This is a genomic window from Streptomyces sp. 3N207, assembly GCF_052246355.1.
Lineage (GTDB): Bacteria > Actinomycetota > Actinomycetes > Streptomycetales > Streptomycetaceae > Streptomyces.
Map to the genome: position 1 here is coordinate 101,278 of NZ_JBQQBV010000021.1, position 17,737 is coordinate 119,014.

The following is a 17,737-nucleotide window of genomic DNA, read 5'->3' on the forward strand; positions in this document are numbered from 1 at the left end:
TGCCCCTTCAGCGGGGCTCTCGGAGAGGGGCGCCCACGTCGCGCAGGTGGACCAGCGCCTCGCGCCAGGACGCGACGAGCCCCGTCTCGTGGTACGGGACCCCGATCTCCGCGCAGTAGTCCCGCACCAGCGGCTGTGCCTTGCGCAGATGGGGGCTCGGCATGCTGGGGAAGAGATGGTGCTCGATCTGGTAGTTGAGCCCGCCCAGTGCCAGGTCGGTGAGGACTCCGCCGCGCACGTTGCGCGAGGTGAGCACCTGACGGCGCAGGAAGTCGGGCCGCTCGTCGCCCTTGAGGGTGGGCATGCCCTTGTGGTTGGGCGCGAAGATGCTGCCCAGGTAGACGCCGAAGACCGCGTGGTGGACGAAGAGCACCGCGAAGGCCGTACCGACCGGCAGTGCCCAGAACAGCGCCCCCAGATACGCGGCAGTGTGCACCAGCAGCAGCCCGGCCTCCAGCCACCTGCGCTTCATATGCGGCTGGCGCAGCGCGCGGAAGCTGGAGACGTGCAGATTGAAGCCCTCCAGCGTCAGCAGCGGGAAGAACAGCGCGGCCTGGTGCCGTCCGATGAACCGCGGCAGCCCACGCGCCTCGGCCGCCTGTTCCCGTGACCAGACGAGGATGTCGGGCGCGACGTCCGGGTCGAGGTCCTCGTGGTTGGGGTTGGCGTGGTGCCGGGTGTGCTTGTTCATCCACCAGCCGTACGACATCCCTATGCACAGGTTGCCGACGGCCCGGCCGAACAGTTCGCTTGCCCCGCGGCCGCGGAAGACCTGGCGGTGCGCCAGATCATGGGCGACCAGCGCCAGCTGGCCGTAGACCACGCCCAGGTACGCGGCGACGGCGAGCTGCCACCATGAGGCACCCACGGTGAAGAGGGCCACCCAGCCGGCGGCGAACGCCAGCCCGACCAGGGTGAGGCGTACGGCGTAGTAGAGCGGCCTGCGGGTCATCAGCCCGGCCGCCGAGATCCGTGCGGAGAGCCGGGAGAAGTCGCTGCCCGGCCGTCCGGCGCCGGTGCCGTCGGAAGCGGCAAGCGGCTGCGGTGCGTCGATCGCTGTCGTCATACCCGCGAGCCTTCCGGCTGCGGGCCGCTGCCGACAGCCGCGCAGCCCGTCTGTCGGGGCGGGGGTCTGGCCTCCTGGACGGGTGTAGCTAGCTACACCCGCCCTCCGGGTCCTCCCTGACGGCCGCCTGGGGGAAAGCCCCGTAGGGGACGGTCAGTAGTCCTGGTCGGAGGCCCCGGCGCCGAGGGCGGCACCGTGCACCTTCTGAAGGTGGAGCTGCCGGGTGAGCCGGAGGACCGGACGGGCCATCAGCTCCACGCTGCCGAACACGAAGCACCACGTTCCTGCACCGGTCCAGTCCGGCGAGAAGAACATGATGCTGCCGATGAGGAACCAGACGGCGATCAGTACGTCGTTGGCGATGCTGGCCGCCTCGTAGCGCTGCCGGACGACCAGCTCCTCCTTGCCGATGTGCAGGGTGAGGCTGCCGCTCTTGTGGTGATGTGGGGGATTTTGCGACACGATCGAGGACGCTAGCGGATCAGGCGCTGTGGTGCAGCGCCTTGGCGGTCGCCGGGTCGGCCGGGAGGAAAGTCTCCACCGCCAGCTCGGAGACGGTCACATCCAGCGGGGTGTTGAACGTGGCGATGGTCGACAAGAACGAGAGGGTCTGCCCGCCGTGCTCGATGACCAGGGGAAGGGCGAAGCGCTGTTCCTCCGCGAGGGCCGGCGCCGGGTCGGCGCTCCCGGGCACCGGATACGCGGCGACCTCGTCGTGCAGGGCGCGCAGCGCGGGGGAGCGGTGCAGGGCCAGCTGCCGGCTCATCTGGTCCAGCAGATGGCCCCGCCACTCGGCGAGGTTGCGGATGCGGGGCGCCATGCCCTCGGGGTGCAGATTGACCCGCATGGCGTTCACCGGAGGCTCCAGCAGATGCGGCGCCACTCCCTCCAGCAGCGCCGCGATGCCCTGGTTGGCGGCCACCACCGTGTAGCAGCCGTCGAGCACCAGCGCGGGATACGGCTCGTACGCGGCGACCATCCGTTCCAGCGCGCCGCGCACCTGGTCGAGGGCCGGGTCGTCCAGCGGGGTCGCGGAGAAGGCGGGTGCGAAGCCCGCGGACAGCAGCAGTGTGTTGCGCTCCCGCACCGGAACGTCCAGCGTGCCGGCCAGCTTGAGCACCATCTCGCGGCTGGGCGCGGTGCGTCCGGTCTCGATGAAGCTGATGTGCCGCGCGGAGGAGTCGGCGCGCAGCGCCAGTTCGAGCTGGCTCAGCCCCGCGCGCTCGCGCCACTCGCGTAGCAGCACCCCTACGGTGGGCGCGTCGGCGGGTCCTTCGGTCACAGCGGTCATGGACCAGACGGTAACCGAACCCGCGTGGCACGCTGGGGCCCTGGACCGGACGACAAGCAGGCCGCGCAGCTGACCCGAGGAAGGGAAACCCCATGGCGCCCCAGCCGCTGACCCCCGAGGAGACCGAGCAGGCGCTGGCCGGTCTTCCGCACTGGACGACCGACGGCGACAGCGTCTCCCGCTCCTACTCCCTCGCCGGTCACCTCCCGGCCGCCGCGATGGCCATGCACATCGCAGCGATCCAGGAGGAGCTCAACCACCACTCCGACCTGACCCTGGGCTACAACTCGCTCTCGGTGACGGTCAACACGCACAGCGTCGGCGGCCGGATCACCGAGCTGGACATCGCGCTGGCCCGGCGGATCGAGGAGATCGCGCCGGGCCACGGAGCGAGTTAGGGCTAGCCCGGCGCCCCGAAGGGGCGCGGGGCTGTGTTCATGTGCGGCTCCGCCGCGATGGGGGTGCCCCCTGTTCGAGCGAAGCCGAGAACTTGGGGGAGCGACAAGCCATGGGGGTACCCCCTGCTCGAAGAGCTTGGGGGAGGACCCGCAGCCCGCAAGCAACGGACAGGGGCACCCCCTCACCGGAAGCTGGTGTCAGTCGCCCAGCCAGTTCATGGTGTCCGGGTCGGGGCCGATCCGCGTGTCGGTGTTCAGCTCCGCGATCCGGGCCATGTCCTCGCCGCTCAGCTCGAAGTCGAAGAGGTCGATGTTCTCGCGCACGCGGGACGGGGTGACCGACTTCGGGATCACCACATTGCCCAGCTGAAGGTGCCAGCGCAGCACCACCTGGGCGACGGTCTTGCCGTGCCGGCCGGCGATCTCGCTCAGCGTGGGGTCGTCGAGCAGGTCGCCGCCCTGGCCGAGCGGCGACCACGCCTCGGTGGCGATGCCGTGGTCCGCGTGGAAGGCACGCGGCACGGACTGCTGGAGCCGGGGGTGCAGCTCGATCTGGTTGACGGCCGGGACGGTGCCGCCCAGCTCGATGAGGCGGTTGATGTGCGTCGGCTGGAAGTTGGAGACGCCGATGGCGCGGGCCCGCCCGTCGGCGTAGAGCTTCTCGAAGGCGCGCCAGGTGTCCTCGTACTTGTCGACGTCCGGCATCGGCCAGTGGATCAGGTACAGATCCACGAAGTCCAGGCCGAGCCGGCCGAGGGAGGTGTCGAAGGCGCGCAGGGTCGTGTCGTAGCCCTGCTCGGAGTTCCACAGCTTGGTGGTGATGAACAGCTCGTCGCGGGGCAGGCCGGACGCGGCGATGGCGCGGCCCACGCCCTCCTCGTTCTCGTACACCGCCGCCGTGTCGATGCTGCGGTAGCCGGACTCCAGCGCCGTGGTCACCGCCGTGGCCGCCTCGTCGGCCGGCACCTGCCAGACGCCGAAGCCGAGCTGCGGCATCGTGACGCCGTTGTTGAGCGTGGTGGTGGGAACGTTGCTCACGCGATGGGTCCTTACGTTCGTTGTTCTGCGTTGTCGGCGATTGTTCCTCGGCGTTCGTTCGCCCTCCGGACAACGCTCGGTGCCGGACATCTGTTCCGTGTCGAACACGGGTTTGTTCAGTTCCGGTACAGAGCCTCGATCTCGGATGCGTACGCCGCCTCGATCGCCGCCCGGCGCAGCTTCAGCGAGGGTGTCAGCAGTCCGTCCTCCTCGGTGAAGGGCGCCGCGAGGATACGGAAGGTGCGGATGGACTCCGCCTGGGAGACCTGGGTGTTCGCCGCGACGACCGCCCTGCGCATCTCCGTCTCCAGATCCTCGTCCCGCAGCAGTTCGGCCGGGTCCAGGTCGGGTTTGTCCCGCATGGCGAGCCAGTGCTGCACCGCCTCCTGGTCGAGGGTGAGCAGCGCGGAGATGTACGGCCGGTCGTTGCCCAGCACGATGCACTGGTCGACGAGCGGGTGATCACGGACGCGTTCCTCCAGCAGACCGGGGGAGACGCTCTTGCCGCTGGAGGTGACCAGGATCTCCTTCTTGCGGCCGGTGATCGTCAGATAGCCGTCGTCGTCCAGGACACCCAGATCGCCGCTGGCGAACCAGCCGTCGCGCAGCGTGCTCCCGGTGGCACGTGCGTTGTTCAGATAGCCGCTGAAGACCTGCCCGCCGTACAACAGGACCTCACCGTCCTCGGCGATCCGCACGGTGGTGCCCGGCACCGGCTGGCCGACGGTGCCGAAGCGGGGGCGCTCGGGCGGGTTGGCGACGGCGGCGGCCGTGGTCTCGGTCAGCCCGTACCCCTCGAAGATCCGCATCCCGGCGCCGTCGAAGAACAGCCCCAGTCGGCGCTCCATCGCCGAGCCGCCGGACATGGCGTACCGGCACCGGCCGCCCATGGCGTCGCGCAGCTTGGTGTAGACGAGCTTGTCGTAGAGCTGGTGCTGCATACGCAGCGAGGCGCCGGGGCCGGGACCGGTGCCGAACGCCTTGTGCTCGACCGCCTCGGCATATCGCACCGCCACGTCCACGGCCTTCTCGAATGCGCCGAGCCTGCCCTCGGACTCGGCCTTGCGGCGTGCGCTCTGGAAGATCTTTTCGAACAGGTGCGGCACCGCCTGGACGAAGGTGGGCCGGAACGCCGCCAGATCGGGCAGCAGCGCGCGGGCCGTCATCTGCGGCTGGTGTCCCAGCTTGAGCCCGGCCCGCACCGCCGCGACCTCCACCATGCGGCCGAAGACATGGGCCAGCGGCAGAAACAGCAGCAGCGAGCCCTGTTCGCCGGGCTTGGCGCTGAAGACCCCGTCGTAGCGGGCGATGATGTTGTCCGTCTCGGCCATGAAGTTGGCGTGGGTGATCACGCATCCCTTGGGGCGGCCGGTGGTGCCCGAGGTGTAGATGACGGTGGCGACCGTGTCCGGGGTGAGCGCGAGGCGGTGCCGGTGGACGACCTCGTCCTCGAGGTGCGCCCCCGCGGCCATCAGCTCCTGCACGGCCCCGGCGTCGAGCTGCCACAGCTTTCTCAGCCGCGGCAGCTGGTCGATCACCGAGCCGACGGTCATCGCATGGTCCTCGTGCTCGACCACGGCGGCCGTCACCTCGGCGTCGTACAGCATCCAGGCCACCTGCTCGGCCGAGGAGGTCGGATAGACGGGTACGGACTGGGCGCCGACCGCCCACAGCGCGAAGTCCAGCAGGGTCCACTCGTAGCGGGTACGCGACATCAGCGCCACGCGGTCCCCGAACCGGACGCCCTGGGCCAGCAATCCCTTCGCGACCGCTACGACCTCGTCCCGGAACCGGGCCGCCGGTACGTCCTGCCAGTTGCCTTCCGGGTCCTTACGTGCCAGCAGCGGCAGCTGTGGGGTCCGGTCGGCGTGCCCGAAGACGGCATCGGCCACCCCGCCAACCTGGGGCGTCGTCACCAGGGCCGGAACGGTGAACTCGCGCAAAGACTCTGCTCCTCGACTGCACAGTGACATGTGCCACCGCGCGAGTGACCGTATCCGATCGGGCAGGTTGATCGGGAGGGGTGTCGCTGCAGGTCAGTCGGTCAATTGGGACAGTTCGCCGCCGTGCTCACAGATGGCTGCGAGGTTGTTTCCGCGTCCGCCGCGTTTCTCCACGGAACCTTCGCGAGGCGAAGCGGACTCTTCGTGAGACAAGCGTGTTACTGGGGGTAGGTGTGACAGAAGGGGCACCCCCCTTCGCAGTAAACCTAGATCGCCGGAAGATCCCCGTGCGGGGTCGGGTCGTACGTGCACGGTGAGGACGTTCGGCCCTCCAGCGGTCCGGACCCGTCGGCACTGACCTCCGTCCAGGTCAGGTCCACCTCGTCACCGTTGCGTTCCGCGTTCAGATACCTGTGTGTGTTGTCGTGCGAGGAGTCGGTGATATGCCAGCCGTGGCGGCGCAGATACGCGGCGGTGCGGCGCAGCGCGGGCTCCGCCTCCGCCTCGGAAACGTTCGCCACCTTCCAGGCGTGTGCCAGGAAGAACGCACCCGGGACCGGCTTCTCCAGCCAGTTCTCCATCCCGTCCGCGTGGCAGTAGCCCGGGCCTACATCGACGCCGGGCCCGGAGCGGCGCCACTGCCTGCCCCACCCGGCAGCGTCAGGGCCGCCGAGGTCGAGCATCCGGGCCACTTCGGCAGAGGTGCCTGTGATCCTGCGGGCCACGGTCTCCGGTTCGGCTTCCGGGTAGTCCTCCGGGATCGCCCGCGCGATCAGATACGCAGCGATGCCCCCGGCGACCAGGAGGAACGGCGCGGCGAGCAACGCGAGGCAGCCGAATCTGGCCGCCCGTGCGGCCTTCGGGCCCCGCCGCTTCGCTGCACCCTCGGTCTCCCCCTGCGCATCCACGCAGGGCAGACTACGGTCGGACCGCGCGGCGTGCACACCGTACGAAGACTCAGCCGGTGCTCACCGGAAGGGCCAGCCGGTGCGCACCCGCGTAGATGTTCATCGAAGCGCCGCGCAGGAAGCCGACCAGGGTCAGGCCCGCCTCCTCGGCCAGATCGACGGCGAGCGACGACGGCGCGGAGACGGCGGCCAGCACCGGGATGCCCGCCATCACCGCCTTCTGCGCCAGTTCGAACGAGGCGCGGCCCGAGACCATCAGCAGTGCGTCGCGCAGTGGCAGCGTGCCGTTCTGCGCCGCGCGGCCCACCAGCTTGTCCACGGCGTTGTGGCGGCCCACGTCCTCGCGTACATCGAGGAGCTCGCCCGTGGGTGAGAACAGCGCTGCCGCGTGCAGCCCGCCCGTACGGTCGAACACCCGCTGGGCGGCGCGCAGCCGGTCGGGCAGCCGGGTCAGCAGCTCGGTGCTGATGCCCAGCGGCCGGTCGCCGTCGAGCTCCCAGCGTGCCGTGGTGCGGACCGCCTCCAGGCTGGCCTTGCCGCACAGTCCGCACGAGGACGTGGTGTAGACGTTGCGCTCCAGCGTGGCGAGGTCCGGCGCCGGTACGTGCGGGGCCAGGCGGACGTCGACGGTGTTGTAGGTGCTGGCGCCGTCCTCGTCGCGGGCGCTGTCGCAGTAGACGATGGCGGCGATGTCGTCGGCCGCCGAGGCGATCACGCCCTCGCTGACGAGGAAGCCTGCCGCGAGCGCGAAGTCGTCGCCCGGGGTGCGCATGGTGACCGCGAGCGGTTTCCCGTCGAGCCGGATCTCCAGGGGTTCCTCCGCGACGAGGGTGTCCGGACGTGTGCTGACGGCGCCGTCCCGGATGCGGACGACGGGGCGTCGCGCGGTGACCCTGCCCATGTGCCCTCACCTCCTGGTGGGTTCGACCCTAAGGGAACCGGTCTCCTCCCGGTGAACCCGAGCTTTGTCCATTCTCGGGAAGAAGTCGAACCAGTTCGTGCAGAACTTCTTCCCAACCCCGGCCGCCACTGCTACGTTCCCCGTGCATTCCCGGACGTGACGCCGACACATACGGCTGGAGGGGTAGCGGTGAGGCGCATGACTGCACGGCCCGCGAACGCGCACCAGGCGCGGCTGCTCCGCCTGCTGCGTGACGGCGGCCCCCGGTCGCGCGCCGAACTCGGGGACCGCGTCGACCTGTCCCGCTCCAAGCTGGCCGTCGAGGTCGACCGGCTGCTGGAGACGGGGCTGATCGTCGCGGACGGCCTCGCCGCCTCGCGCGGCGGGCGCCGCTCGCACAACATCCGGCTCGCACCCGGGCTGCGCTTCCTGGGTGTGGACATCGGCGCCACCTCCATCGACGTCGCCGTCACCAACCCGGAACTGGAGATCCTGGGCCACCTCAACCAGCCGATGGACGTCCGCGAGGGCCCGGTCGCGGTCTTCGACCAGGTGCTGGCGATGGTGGCCAAGCTGCGGGACACCGGGGTCGCCGAGGGCTTCGACGGCGCCGGGATCGGGGTGCCCGGGCCCGTCCGCTTCCCGGAGGGCGTGCCGGTGGCGCCGCCGATCATGCCCGGCTGGGACGGCTTCCCGGTCCGGGAGGCGCTCAGCCAGGAGCTGGGGTGCCCGGTGATGGTCGACAACGACGTGAACCTGATGGCCATGGGCGAGATGCAGGCCGGAGTCGCCCGATCGGTGCGGGACTTCTTCTGCATCAAGATCGGCACCGGCATCGGCTGCGGCATCGTCGTCGGCGGCGAGGTGCACCGCGGGACCACCGGCAGCGCGGGCGACATCGGGCACATCCAGGTCGAACCCGACGGCCGCCAGTGCGCCTGCGGCAACCGGGGCTGTCTGGAGGCGTACTTCGGCGGCGCTGCGCTGGCGCGGGACGCCGAGGAAGCGGGCCGCGAGGGGCGCTCGCCCGAACTGGCCCGGCTGCTGGAGGAGAACGGCCGGCTCGGCGCCGCCGACATCGCCACCGCCGCCTCAGCCGGGGACGGCACCTCGCTCGACCTCATCCGCGACGGCGGCGCCCGGGTGGGCCAGGTCATCGCGGGCCTCGTCAGCTTCTTCAACCCCGGCCTGGTGGTCATCGGCGGCGGTGTCACCGGGCTCGGCCACACCCTGCTGGCCAGCATCCGCACCCAGGTCTACCGCCAGTCGCTGCCGCTGGCGACCGGCAACCTCCCCATCGTGCTGGGTGAGTTGGGCCAGGTCGCGGGGGTGACCGGCGCCGCCCGGCTCACCAGCGACCACCTGTTCTCACCCGCGTAACGCACGCACCCTCAGCCGACACCACACCGCCCCACCCTCTGCACCACACCGCTCCACCTCCAGCACCGCACCGCCCCTTCAGTACGACGCACAGCGCAGCGCCCTGCACGGCTACCGCACAGCGAACCCCGTACGGCCCCTGGGACGGAGGTCCTGCATGCCCCTGTTGACGATGTCCGGAATAACCAAGTCGTTCCCCGGTGTCCGTGCGCTCGACGGTGTCGACCTCGACGTCGAGGAAGGCGAGGTGCACTGTCTGCTCGGCCAGAACGGAGCGGGCAAGTCCACGCTCATCAAGGTGCTCGCGGGCGCCCACCAGCCCGACGACGGCGCCATCACCTGGCAGGGCAGGCCCGTGCGGCTGCCCAGCCCCGTCTCCGCGATGCGGCTGGGCATCGCCACCATCTATCAGGAACTCGACCTGGTGGAGCACGTGTCCGTGGCCGAGAACGTCTTCCTCGGCCACGAGATCGCCACCCGCGGCATCGTCCGCCCGCGCGAGGCCCGGGCGCGGACAGCGGAACTGCTGGCCCGGCTCGGACACCCCGAGATCGACCCTGCGGCGCTCGTCGGCTCCCTCTCCGCCGCCGGGGCGCAGATCGTGTCCATGGCGCGCGCCCTCTCGCACGACGTACGGCTGATCATCATGGACGAGCCGTCAGCGGCGCTCGATCCCGACGAGGTCGACAATCTCTTCCGGATCGTCGAGAACCTGACCGCGGACGGCGTCGCCGTCGTCTACATCTCGCACCGGCTGGAGGAGATCCGCCGCATCGGCGACCGCGTCTCGGTCCTCAAGGACGGCCGTGTCGCAGCGCGCGATCTGCCGGCGCGCACCACACCCACCGCCGAGCTCGTCGCCCGGATGACCGGCCGGGACGTGCAGTACGCCTTTCCCGAGAAGACGGTTGCCGACGCGCCCCGTGCCGAGCCGGTGCTGGTCGCGGAAGGACTGGCCCGCGAGGGCGAGTTCGAGCCGCTCGACCTGGAACTGCGGCCCGGCGAGATCGTCGGGCTGGCCGGGCTGGTGGGCTCCGGCCGCTCGGAACTGCTGGAGACGCTGTACGGAGCGCGCCGCCCCACCGCGGGCCGCGTGCTGGTGGACGGCAAGCCGTTGCGGCCCGGCAGCATCGTGGCCGCCGTACGTGCCGGTGTCGGCCTGGCGCCCGAGGAGCGCAAGTCGCAGGCGCTGCTGATGCTGGAGTCGGTCACCCGCAACGTCTCCGTCTCCTCGCTGCCCCGCTTCTCGCGCGGCGGCTGGCTCGACCGGGCGCAGGAGCGGGCCGAGGCCCGCAGGCACACCCGTGAGCTGGCGCTCAGCCCCGACGACCCCGACCGGCCGGTGCGTACCTTCTCCGGCGGCAACCAGCAGAAGGCCGTCCTCGCCCGCTGGTTGCTGCGCGGCTGCCGGGTGCTGCTGCTGGACGAGCCCACGCGGGGCGTCGATGTCGGTGCGCGTGCCGAGTTGTACGCCGTCATCCGGCGGCTCGCCGATTCCGGGGTGTGCGTGCTGCTCGTCTCCAGCGAGCTGCCCGAAGTCCTCGGGCTCGCCGACCGGGTGCTGGTCCTCCGGGAGGGCCGCGTCGTCCATACGGCTCCCTCCCATGAGCTGGACGAGCACCGGGTGCTCGACCTCGTCATGGAGGGGAGCCCGGCATGAGGGCCCGCCCCCGGGTGCCCGTAACCGGGCCCGCAGACAGCGGCGGCGAGTCCGCACCCAATCACCGGCCTCCTCCCCTCGAAGGTGACCAGAGATGAACTCACCCGCAAGCGTGGCCAGCAAACCGGTGCCGCCCCCGGCGAAAGAGGGCTCGGCGAATCGCCGGATACCCCTCGACGTGCGGCACCTCTCCCTCATCGGCGTACTGCTCGCGCTGGCGATCGTCGGGGCGATCACCAAGCCCGACGAATTCCTGGCGGCGGAGAACCTCCGCCTCATCCTTACGCAGGCATCGGTCATCGGGGTCGTCACCGTCGGCGTCACCTTCGTGATCATCGGCGGTGGAATCGACCTGTCCGTCGGTGCGATCGTCGCGCTCGCCTCCGTATGGGCGACGACGCTGGCCACCCAGGACTTCGGCCTCGGCGGCATGCTGCTGTGCAGCGTCCTCGTCGGCGTCGGCTGCGGGCTGGTCAACGGTCTGCTGATCGCCTACGGGCCGATGGTGCCGTTCATCGCCACCCTCGCCATGCTCGCCTCGGCGCGCGGTCTGGCGCTGCAGATCAGCGACGGCAAGACGCAGGTCGTCGAGGTCGATGCCGTACTGGATCTGGGCGTCAAGGACGCCTACGTGCTGGGCATCCCGCCGATCGTGCTCGTCTTCGCCGTCGTCTGCGTCATCGGCTGGCTGCTGCTCAACCGCACCACCTTCGGCCGCCGTACGGTGGCCGTCGGCGGCAACCCGGAAGCCTCCCGGCTGGCAGGCATCGCCGTCAAACGGCAGCGGCTGCTGCTCTATCTGCTCTCCGGACTGTGCTGCGGTATCGCCGCGTTCATGCTGATCGTCCTCACCGGCTCCGGTCAGAACACCAACGGCAACCTCTACGAACTCGACGCCATCGCCGCAGCGATCATCGGCGGCACGCTGCTCAGCGGTGGACGCGGCACCATCCTCGGCTCGGTGCTCGGCGTCCTGGTCTTCACCACCATCACCAATCTGTTCGCCCTCAACAACCTCCAGACGGACATCCAGCAGATCGCCAAGGGCGCGATCATCGTCGCGGCCGTCCTGGTCCAGAAGGGTCGTTCCACATCATGACTGACACTCCACGCGTACCCCGCGCGGCAACCAGCCGCAGAAGCATGCTCTTCGGCACCGCGGCAGCGGGCGCTGCCCTGCTGGCCACGGGCTGCACCAGCAACGAGAACAACGACGACAACAAGGAGTCGGCAGGCGCCGAAGTCGCCGACTCCAAGCCCGGCAAGAAGGTCACCATCGGCTTCGCCGGCCCGCAGGCCGACCACGGCTGGCTCAACGCCATCACCACCCAGGCCAAGAACCGCGCCAAGAAGTACCAGGACGTCACCCTGGAGGCCACCGAGGGCTCCAACGACAACGCCACCCAGGTCGGCCAGATCGAGACGCTCATCAACAAGAAGGTCGACGTGCTGGTCGTGCTGCCGGCCGACGGCAAGGCGCTCACCCAGGTCGGCCTCAAGGCGATGCGGGCCGGCATACCCGTCGTCAACCTCGACCGGATCTTCTCCTCGCAGCAGGCGTACCGCTGCTGGATCGGCGGCGACAACTACGGCATGGGCCTCAACGCCGGGCACTACATCGGCGAACAGCTCAAGGACAAGAAGAAGGCCAAGGTCGTCGAGCTGGCCGGGATCGACAACCTGGAGCTCACCCGGGAGCGCACCAAGGGCTTCGACGACGCGCTCAAGAACTACCCCAACATCAAGAAGGTCGCCCGGCAGTCCGCCGAGTTCACCGTCGAGTCGGGGCAGAAGAAGATGTCCGAACTCCTCCAGGCGCAGAAGAGCTTCGACGCGCTGTGGAACCACGACGACGACCAGGGCGTCGGCGCCGAACGCGCCATCAAACAGGCCGGCAGGGACGACTTCCTGATGGTCGGCGGTGCCGGATCCAAGCGCGTCATGCAGGCCATCAAGGACGACGACAGCGTCATCAAGGCCACCGTCCTCTACCCGCCCACCATGGCAGCGTCCGCCATCGACCTGGCCCGCGCCCTCGGCCAGGGCAAGGGCATCGCCGGCATGGCCGAGTACGAGATCCCGGCCCAAGTCACCCTCTACTCCGCCGTCGTGACCAAGAAGAACGTCGACGAATATCTCCCGATCGGCTTCACCTGACGGGCCGCCTGCCCCGTTGCCGCAGATCTGGGGGTACCTCCCGGCCGAAGGCTGGGGGAGGAATCCGGGAGAGGGAGGACTCAATGCCGTACGACAGCACCGCGCCCACCGCCGCGCCGCCCCTGGGCGTGGGCATGGTCGGCTACGCCTTCATGGGCCAGGCGCACTCGCAGGGCTGGCGCACCGTGGGGCGGGTCTTCGACCTGCCGCTGAGCCCGGCGCTGGCCGCCGTGTGCGGGCGCGACCCCGCGGCCGTACGCGCCGCGGCCGGTCGGCTGGGCTGGGCCGCCGCCGAGACCGACTGGCGGGCGCTGATCGCCCGGCCGGACGTCCAGCTCGTCGACATCTGCACCCCCGGCGACAGCCACGCCGAGATCGCCGTCGCCGCGCTGGAGGCCGGTAAGCATGTGCTGTGCGAGAAGCCGCTCGCCAACACCGTCGAGGAGGCGGAGACCATGGCCGCCGCGGCTCGTGCGGCGCGGGCCCGCGGTCAGGTCGCCATGGTCGGCTTCAACTACCGCCGTACGCCCGCGCTGACGCTCGCCCGCCGCATGGTGGCGGACGGCAGACTGGGGGAGCTGCGGCACATACGGGTCAGCTACCTCCAGGACTGGCTGGTCGACCCGGCCTTCCCGCTCGCCTGGCGGCTCCGCAAGGAGACCGCGGGGTCCGGCGCACTCGGCGACCTCGGTGCGCACGCCGTCGACCTCGCCCAGCATCTGGCGGGGTCTCATCTGGCGGGCGTCTCCGCGCAGACCGAGACGTTCGTACGGGAGCGCCCGCTGCACCAGGGCGCGCCGGACGGGGAGCTGGGCCAGGTCACGGTGGACGACGCGGCGGTCTTCACCGGGCGGCTCGGCTCGGGCGCTCTCGCCTCCTTCGAGGTCACCCGTGTCGCGGCAGGCCGTAAGAACGCGCTGCGGGTGGAGCTGAACGGCACCCTCGGCTCGCTCGCCTTCGACCTGGAGCGCCTCAACGAGTTGCAGTTCCACGATCACACGCAGTCCGCGGAGGAGGCGGGGTTCCGCCGCATCCTGGTCACCGAGCACGACCATCCCTACCTGGAGGCGTGGTGGCCGCCGGGCCACGGGCTCGGCTACGAGCACACCTTCACGCACCAGGCCCGCGACCTGGTGCAGGCCATTGCGGACGGTACCCAGCCGGCGCCTTCCTTTGATGACGGGTTGCAGGTGCAGTGCGTGCTGGCCGCCGTGGAGGAGAGCGCGGAGAGGGACTGCGTTTATACGCCGGTCCAGCACGAGGCAACCCCGACCGCGGCAACAGCGGCAACCGCCTAGGAGGTCACCGTGGCACGTAAGTTCACCCTTTTCACCGGTCAATGGGCCGACCTCCCGCTGGAGGAGGTCTGCAGGCTGGCCCGCGAGTTCGGCTACGACGGTCTGGAACTGGCCTGCTGGGGCGACCACTTCGAGGTCGACAAGGCGCTGCACGAACCCGGCTACGTGGACGGCAGGCGGCAGCTGCTGGACAAGTACGGGCTGGAGTGCTGGGCCATCTCCAACCACCTGACCGGCCAGGCGGTCTGTGACAGCCCGATCGACGAGCGTCACCAGGCCATCGTCGCCCCGCGGATCTGGGGCGACGGCGAGCCCGAGGGCGTACGGCAACGGGCAGCCGAGGAGATGAAGGACACCGCGCGGGCCGCCGCCGCGCTCGGCGTACGCACCGTCATCGGCTTCACCGGTTCCTCCATCTGGCACCTGGTGGCCATGTTCCCGCCGACACCGCCCGAAATGGTCGAGCGCGGCTACACGGACTTCGCCGAGCGGTGGAACCCCATCCTCGATGTCTTCGACGCGGAGGGCGTGCGGTTCGCCCACGAGGTGCACCCCAGCGAGATCGCGTACGACTACTGGACCACCCAGCGCGCCCTGGAGGCCGTCGAGCACCGTCCCGCCTTCGGGCTCAACTTCGACCCCTCGCACTTCGTGTGGCAGGACCTCGATCCGGTCGGCTTCCTCTACGACTACCGGGACCGCATCTACCACGTCGACTGCAAGGAGGCCCGCCGCCGGCTGGACGGCCGCAACGGCCGGCTGGGCTCCCACCTCCCGTGGGGCGACCCGCGCCGCGGCTGGGACTTCGTCTCCGCCGGGCACGGCGATGTCGCCTGGGAAGACGTCTTCCGCATGCTGCGGGCCATCGGCTACGAGGGTCCCGTCTCCGTCGAGTGGGAGGACGCCGGTATGGACCGGCTGGCCGGTGCCCCCGAGGCGCTGGCCCGGCTGCGGGCCTACGACTACGACCCGCCGAGCGCCTCCTTCGACGCGGCCTTCGGCAACTGAGGTCTCTGCCCGGCTCTTTGGCGGCCTCACTTTGTCCTGAGTGTGGACAAAATCAAGCGGAGGATTGTCAAAGGGGTTCCCGCCTCAAACAAACGTCGCTACCGTCCTTGAGGCGTACGGACAACGGCGCGGCCCCCAGCGCAGGCGCAGCGCGCGCACAGCATCAGTCCGGCATCGGCACGGCACCGCAAAACGGCATCCATCCCCGTTACCTCTCAGGAGGAACCGCTGTGCACAAAAGACACCGCAGACTCCGAACCCGCGTAACAGCCCTGGCGAGCGCCCTCCTCATCAGCGGCGCCACCGTGGTGGCAGCCCAGGCGGCGCCCGGTCCCGCAGCCGCCGACAGGCCCGAAAAGCCGCAGGCCGAGACCGAGTTCCAGCAGGTGACCCTGGCCAAAGGCGTGGCGGAAACTGGCGAGCCGATGACGATGGCCGTCCTCCCCGACCGCTCGGTGCTGCACACCGCGCGCGAGGGCACCCTCCGGTTGACCGACGCGAAGGGCAACACGAAGGTCGCCGGCGAACTCGACGTCTACAGCCACGACGAGGAGGGGCTCCAAGGCGTCGGTGTCGACCCGCACTTCACCAAGAACCGCTTCGTCTACCTCTACTACGCGCCACCGCTGAACACCCCCGAGGGCGACGCCCCGGACACCGGTACGGCGGCGGACTTCAAGAAGTTCGACGGCGTCAACCGGCTCTCCCGGTTCGTGCTCAAGAAGGACGGCACGCTGGACAAGGGCAGCGAGAAGAAGGTCCTCGACGTCCCCGCCAACCGCGGCACCTGCTGCCATGTGGGCGGTGACATCGCGTTCGACTCCAAGGGCAATCTGCTGCTGTCCACCGGTGACGACTCCAACCCGTTCCAGTCGGACGGCTTCACCCCCATCGACGAGCGCGCGGAACGCAACCCGGCCTTCGACGCGCAGCGTTCGGCGGGCAACACCAACGACCTGCGCGGCAAGCTCCTCCGGATCAAGGTCGGGAACGACGGGTCGTACAAGATTCCCAAGGGCAACCTCTTCGCGCCGGGCACCGGGAAGACCCGGCCCGAGATCTATGCGATGGGCTTCCGCAACCCCTTCCGGATGACCGTCGACAAGAAGACCGACACCGTCTACCTCGGCGACTACGGCCCCGACGCGGGCGCCGCCGACCCGAAGCGCGGCCCGTCCGGGCAGGTCGAGTTCGCCCGGATCACCGGACCGGGCAACTACGGCTGGCCGTACTGCGTCGGCAAGAACGACGCCTACGTCGACTACGACTTCGCCAGCGGCGCCTCCGGCGAGAAGTTCGACTGCGCCGCACCGAAGAACACCTCGCCGCGCAACACCGGACTGACGAAGCTGCCCGCGGCCAAGCCCGCCTGGATTCCCTACGACGGCAAGTCCGTACCGGAGTTCGGCGACGGCTCCGAGTCCCCGATGGGCGGCCCCGTCTACCGCTACGACGCCAACTCCGACTCCCAGGCGAAGTTCCCGAAGCAGTACGACGGCGACTTCTTCGCCGGCGAGTTCGGCCGCCGCTGGATCAAGCGCATCGAGCAGGACAAGAACGGCGGCAACGTGAAGATCAACGACTTCCCGTGGACCGGTACCCAGGTCATGGACATGGACTTCGGACCCGACGGCGCGCTGTACGTCCTGGACTACGGCACCGGCTACTTCAACGGCGACGAGAACTCCGCCCTCTACCGCATCGAGAACGCCACCGAGGGCCACACCCCCGTCGTGGAGGCCAACAGCGATGTGAGCGACGGACAGGCGCCGCTGAAGATCGCCTTCACCTCCAAGGCGACCGACGAGGACGGCGACGAGCTCAAGCTGAGCTGGGACTTCGGGGACGGCGCCACCTCCACCGAGGCGAACCCGACCCACACCTACGAGGCGAACGGCACCTACACCGCGACCGTCACCGCCGAGGACTCCTCCGGCCGCACCGGATCGGCGAGCGTGCACGTCACCGTCGGCAACACGGCGCCCAAAATCGAACTGAAGCTCCCGGCCGACGGCCGGCCGTTCTCCTTCGGCGAGGAGATCCCCTTCGAGGTGCAGGTCACCGACCCCGAGGACCCGCAGATCGACTGTTCCAGGGTCGAGGTCGCCTACGTCCTCGGCCACGACAGCCACGGCCATCCGCTGACCTCCGCCAAGGGCTGCAAGGGCACCATCAAGACACAGGCCGACGGCGAACACGACCCGAACGCCAATATCTTCGGTGTCTTCGACGCCTCCTACACCGACGGCGGCGCGAACGGCCAGCCCCCGCTGACCAGCCACGGGCAGAGCATCCTCCAGCCCAAGCACCGCCAGGCCGAGCACTTCTCGGCTGCCGCGGACGGCGTCACCAAGGGCGACGCGGCAGGCGCCGAGGGCGGCAAGGCGGTCACCGGAGCCAAGAACGGCCAGTGGATCTCCTACGACCCCTACCGGCCCGGCGACGTCACCAAGCTCACCGCCCGGGTGGCCGGCAAGGCGACCAGTGCCATCGAGGTCCGGGCGGGTGCACCCGACGGCACGCTGCTGGGCACCGCGAAGGTCTCCGCCGCGGACGGCTGGACGGACGTGAGCACCGACATCACCGGTGTGCCCGACGGCGCCGACAAGCTCTACCTCGTCTTCAAGGGAGGCGAGGGAGCACTCTTCGACCTCGACAGTTTCACCGTCACGACCGGATGAGGGGAGGA

At 69.9% G+C, this 17,737-nt stretch carries 15 protein-coding genes; 8 read left to right on the plus strand and 7 right to left on the minus strand.

The window, feature by feature from the left end:
• Positions 1-7: 7 nt before the first annotated feature.
• The 3 genes from ACTWP9_RS27910 to ACTWP9_RS27920 form a co-directional block, all read right to left on the minus strand.
• Entirely contained in the window at positions 8-1,066 is a 1,059-nt protein-coding gene (locus tag ACTWP9_RS27910) for a fatty acid desaturase family protein (RefSeq protein WP_443249052.1), read from the minus strand.
• A gap of 153 nt (positions 1,067-1,219) precedes the next feature.
• The gene (locus ACTWP9_RS27915) at positions 1,220-1,528 is read right to left on the minus strand and encodes a YrhK family protein (RefSeq protein WP_443249053.1); all 309 of its coding nucleotides are present in this window, start codon (positions 1,526-1,528) and stop codon (positions 1,220-1,222) included.
• Between the two features lie 19 nt (positions 1,529-1,547).
• Positions 1,548-2,357: a helix-turn-helix domain-containing protein gene (locus ACTWP9_RS27920; protein WP_443249054.1), complete on the minus strand. Its 810-nt coding sequence runs from the start codon at positions 2,355-2,357 to the stop codon at positions 1,548-1,550.
• 92 nt (positions 2,358-2,449) lie between these two features.
• On the opposite strand from ACTWP9_RS27920, the gene ACTWP9_RS27925 reads away from it, so the two are divergent.
• A complete protein-coding gene (locus ACTWP9_RS27925; protein ID WP_443249055.1) occupies positions 2,450-2,755 on the plus strand; it encodes a 4a-hydroxytetrahydrobiopterin dehydratase in 306 nt (101 codons plus the stop codon).
• Positions 2,756-2,953: 198 nt separating this feature from the next.
• Here ACTWP9_RS27925 and ACTWP9_RS27930 read toward each other — a convergent pair whose 3' ends face one another.
• The 4 genes from ACTWP9_RS27930 to fdhD all read right to left on the minus strand — a co-directional run bounded on the left by ACTWP9_RS27930 (position 2,954) and on the right by fdhD (position 7,545).
• On the minus strand, positions 2,954-3,793 hold the full coding sequence (locus ACTWP9_RS27930; RefSeq protein ID WP_443249056.1) for an aldo/keto reductase: 840 nt from the start codon (positions 3,791-3,793) through the stop codon (positions 2,954-2,956).
• A gap of 116 nt (positions 3,794-3,909) precedes the next feature.
• Entirely contained in the window at positions 3,910-5,736 is a 1,827-nt protein-coding gene (locus tag ACTWP9_RS27935) for an AMP-dependent synthetase/ligase (RefSeq protein WP_443249057.1), read from the minus strand.
• A 266-nt stretch (positions 5,737-6,002) separates the two neighbouring features.
• Positions 6,003-6,644, minus strand: coding sequence for a hypothetical protein (locus tag ACTWP9_RS27940; protein ID WP_443249058.1), 642 nt, complete (start codon positions 6,642-6,644; stop codon positions 6,003-6,005).
• Between the two features lie 49 nt (positions 6,645-6,693).
• The gene (gene fdhD, locus ACTWP9_RS27945; protein ID WP_443249059.1) at positions 6,694-7,545 is read right to left on the minus strand and encodes a formate dehydrogenase accessory sulfurtransferase FdhD; all 852 of its coding nucleotides are present in this window, start codon (positions 7,543-7,545) and stop codon (positions 6,694-6,696) included.
• Positions 7,546-7,743: 198 nt separating this feature from the next.
• Between fdhD and ACTWP9_RS27950 the strand changes: the two genes are divergently transcribed.
• The 7 genes from ACTWP9_RS27950 (at position 7,744) to ACTWP9_RS27980 (ending at position 17,729) form a co-directional block, all read left to right on the plus strand.
• Positions 7,744-8,925, plus strand: a complete 1,182-nt coding sequence (locus ACTWP9_RS27950) for an ROK family protein (RefSeq protein ID WP_443249060.1) — start codon at positions 7,744-7,746, stop codon at positions 8,923-8,925.
• A gap of 172 nt (positions 8,926-9,097) precedes the next feature.
• The gene (locus ACTWP9_RS27955; RefSeq protein WP_443249061.1) at positions 9,098-10,585 is read left to right on the plus strand and encodes a sugar ABC transporter ATP-binding protein; all 1,488 of its coding nucleotides are present in this window, start codon (positions 9,098-9,100) and stop codon (positions 10,583-10,585) included.
• Between the two features lie 94 nt (positions 10,586-10,679).
• Positions 10,680-11,684, plus strand: a complete 1,005-nt coding sequence (locus tag ACTWP9_RS27960) for an ABC transporter permease (protein WP_443249062.1) — start codon at positions 10,680-10,682, stop codon at positions 11,682-11,684.
• Positions 11,681-12,742 (plus strand): substrate-binding domain-containing protein, encoded by a 1,062-nt coding sequence (locus tag ACTWP9_RS27965; RefSeq protein WP_443249063.1) that lies wholly within the window; start codon positions 11,681-11,683, stop codon positions 12,740-12,742. The genes ACTWP9_RS27960 and ACTWP9_RS27965 overlap by 4 nt, the downstream gene beginning before the upstream one ends.
• Positions 12,743-12,825: 83 nt before the next feature.
• Positions 12,826-14,040 carry a Gfo/Idh/MocA family protein gene (locus ACTWP9_RS27970; protein ID WP_443249064.1) on the plus strand — a complete coding sequence of 405 codons (1,215 nt, stop codon included), beginning with the start codon at positions 12,826-12,828 and terminating at the stop codon, positions 14,038-14,040.
• A gap of 9 nt (positions 14,041-14,049) precedes the next feature.
• Positions 14,050-15,048 carry a sugar phosphate isomerase/epimerase family protein gene (locus ACTWP9_RS27975; protein ID WP_443249065.1) on the plus strand — a complete coding sequence of 333 codons (999 nt, stop codon included), beginning with the start codon at positions 14,050-14,052 and terminating at the stop codon, positions 15,046-15,048.
• A gap of 230 nt (positions 15,049-15,278) precedes the next feature.
• Positions 15,279-17,729: a PQQ-dependent sugar dehydrogenase gene (locus ACTWP9_RS27980; RefSeq protein WP_443249066.1), complete on the plus strand. Its 2,451-nt coding sequence runs from the start codon at positions 15,279-15,281 to the stop codon at positions 17,727-17,729.
• Positions 17,730-17,737: the final 8 nt, after the last annotated feature.

Coding starts and splice junctions, on each gene's coding strand:
- ACTWP9_RS27910 (WP_443249052.1), bottom strand. CDS start 1,066: ATGACGACAGCGATCGACGCACCGCAGCCGCTTGCCGCTTCCGACGGC.
- ACTWP9_RS27920 (WP_443249054.1), bottom strand. CDS start 2,357: ATGACCGCTGTGACCGAAGGACCCGCCGACGCGCCCACCGTAGGGGTG.
- ACTWP9_RS27925 (WP_443249055.1), top strand. CDS start 2,450: ATGGCGCCCCAGCCGCTGACCCCCGAGGAGACCGAGCAGGCGCTGGCC.
- fdhD (WP_443249059.1), bottom strand. CDS start 7,545: ATGGGCAGGGTCACCGCGCGACGCCCCGTCGTCCGCATCCGGGACGGC.
- ACTWP9_RS27950 (WP_443249060.1), top strand. CDS start 7,744: ATGACTGCACGGCCCGCGAACGCGCACCAGGCGCGGCTGCTCCGCCTG.
- ACTWP9_RS27955 (WP_443249061.1), top strand. CDS start 9,098: ATGTCCGGAATAACCAAGTCGTTCCCCGGTGTCCGTGCGCTCGACGGT.
- ACTWP9_RS27960 (WP_443249062.1), top strand. CDS start 10,680: ATGAACTCACCCGCAAGCGTGGCCAGCAAACCGGTGCCGCCCCCGGCG.
- ACTWP9_RS27965 (WP_443249063.1), top strand. CDS start 11,681: ATGACTGACACTCCACGCGTACCCCGCGCGGCAACCAGCCGCAGAAGC.
- ACTWP9_RS27970 (WP_443249064.1), top strand. CDS start 12,826: ATGCCGTACGACAGCACCGCGCCCACCGCCGCGCCGCCCCTGGGCGTG.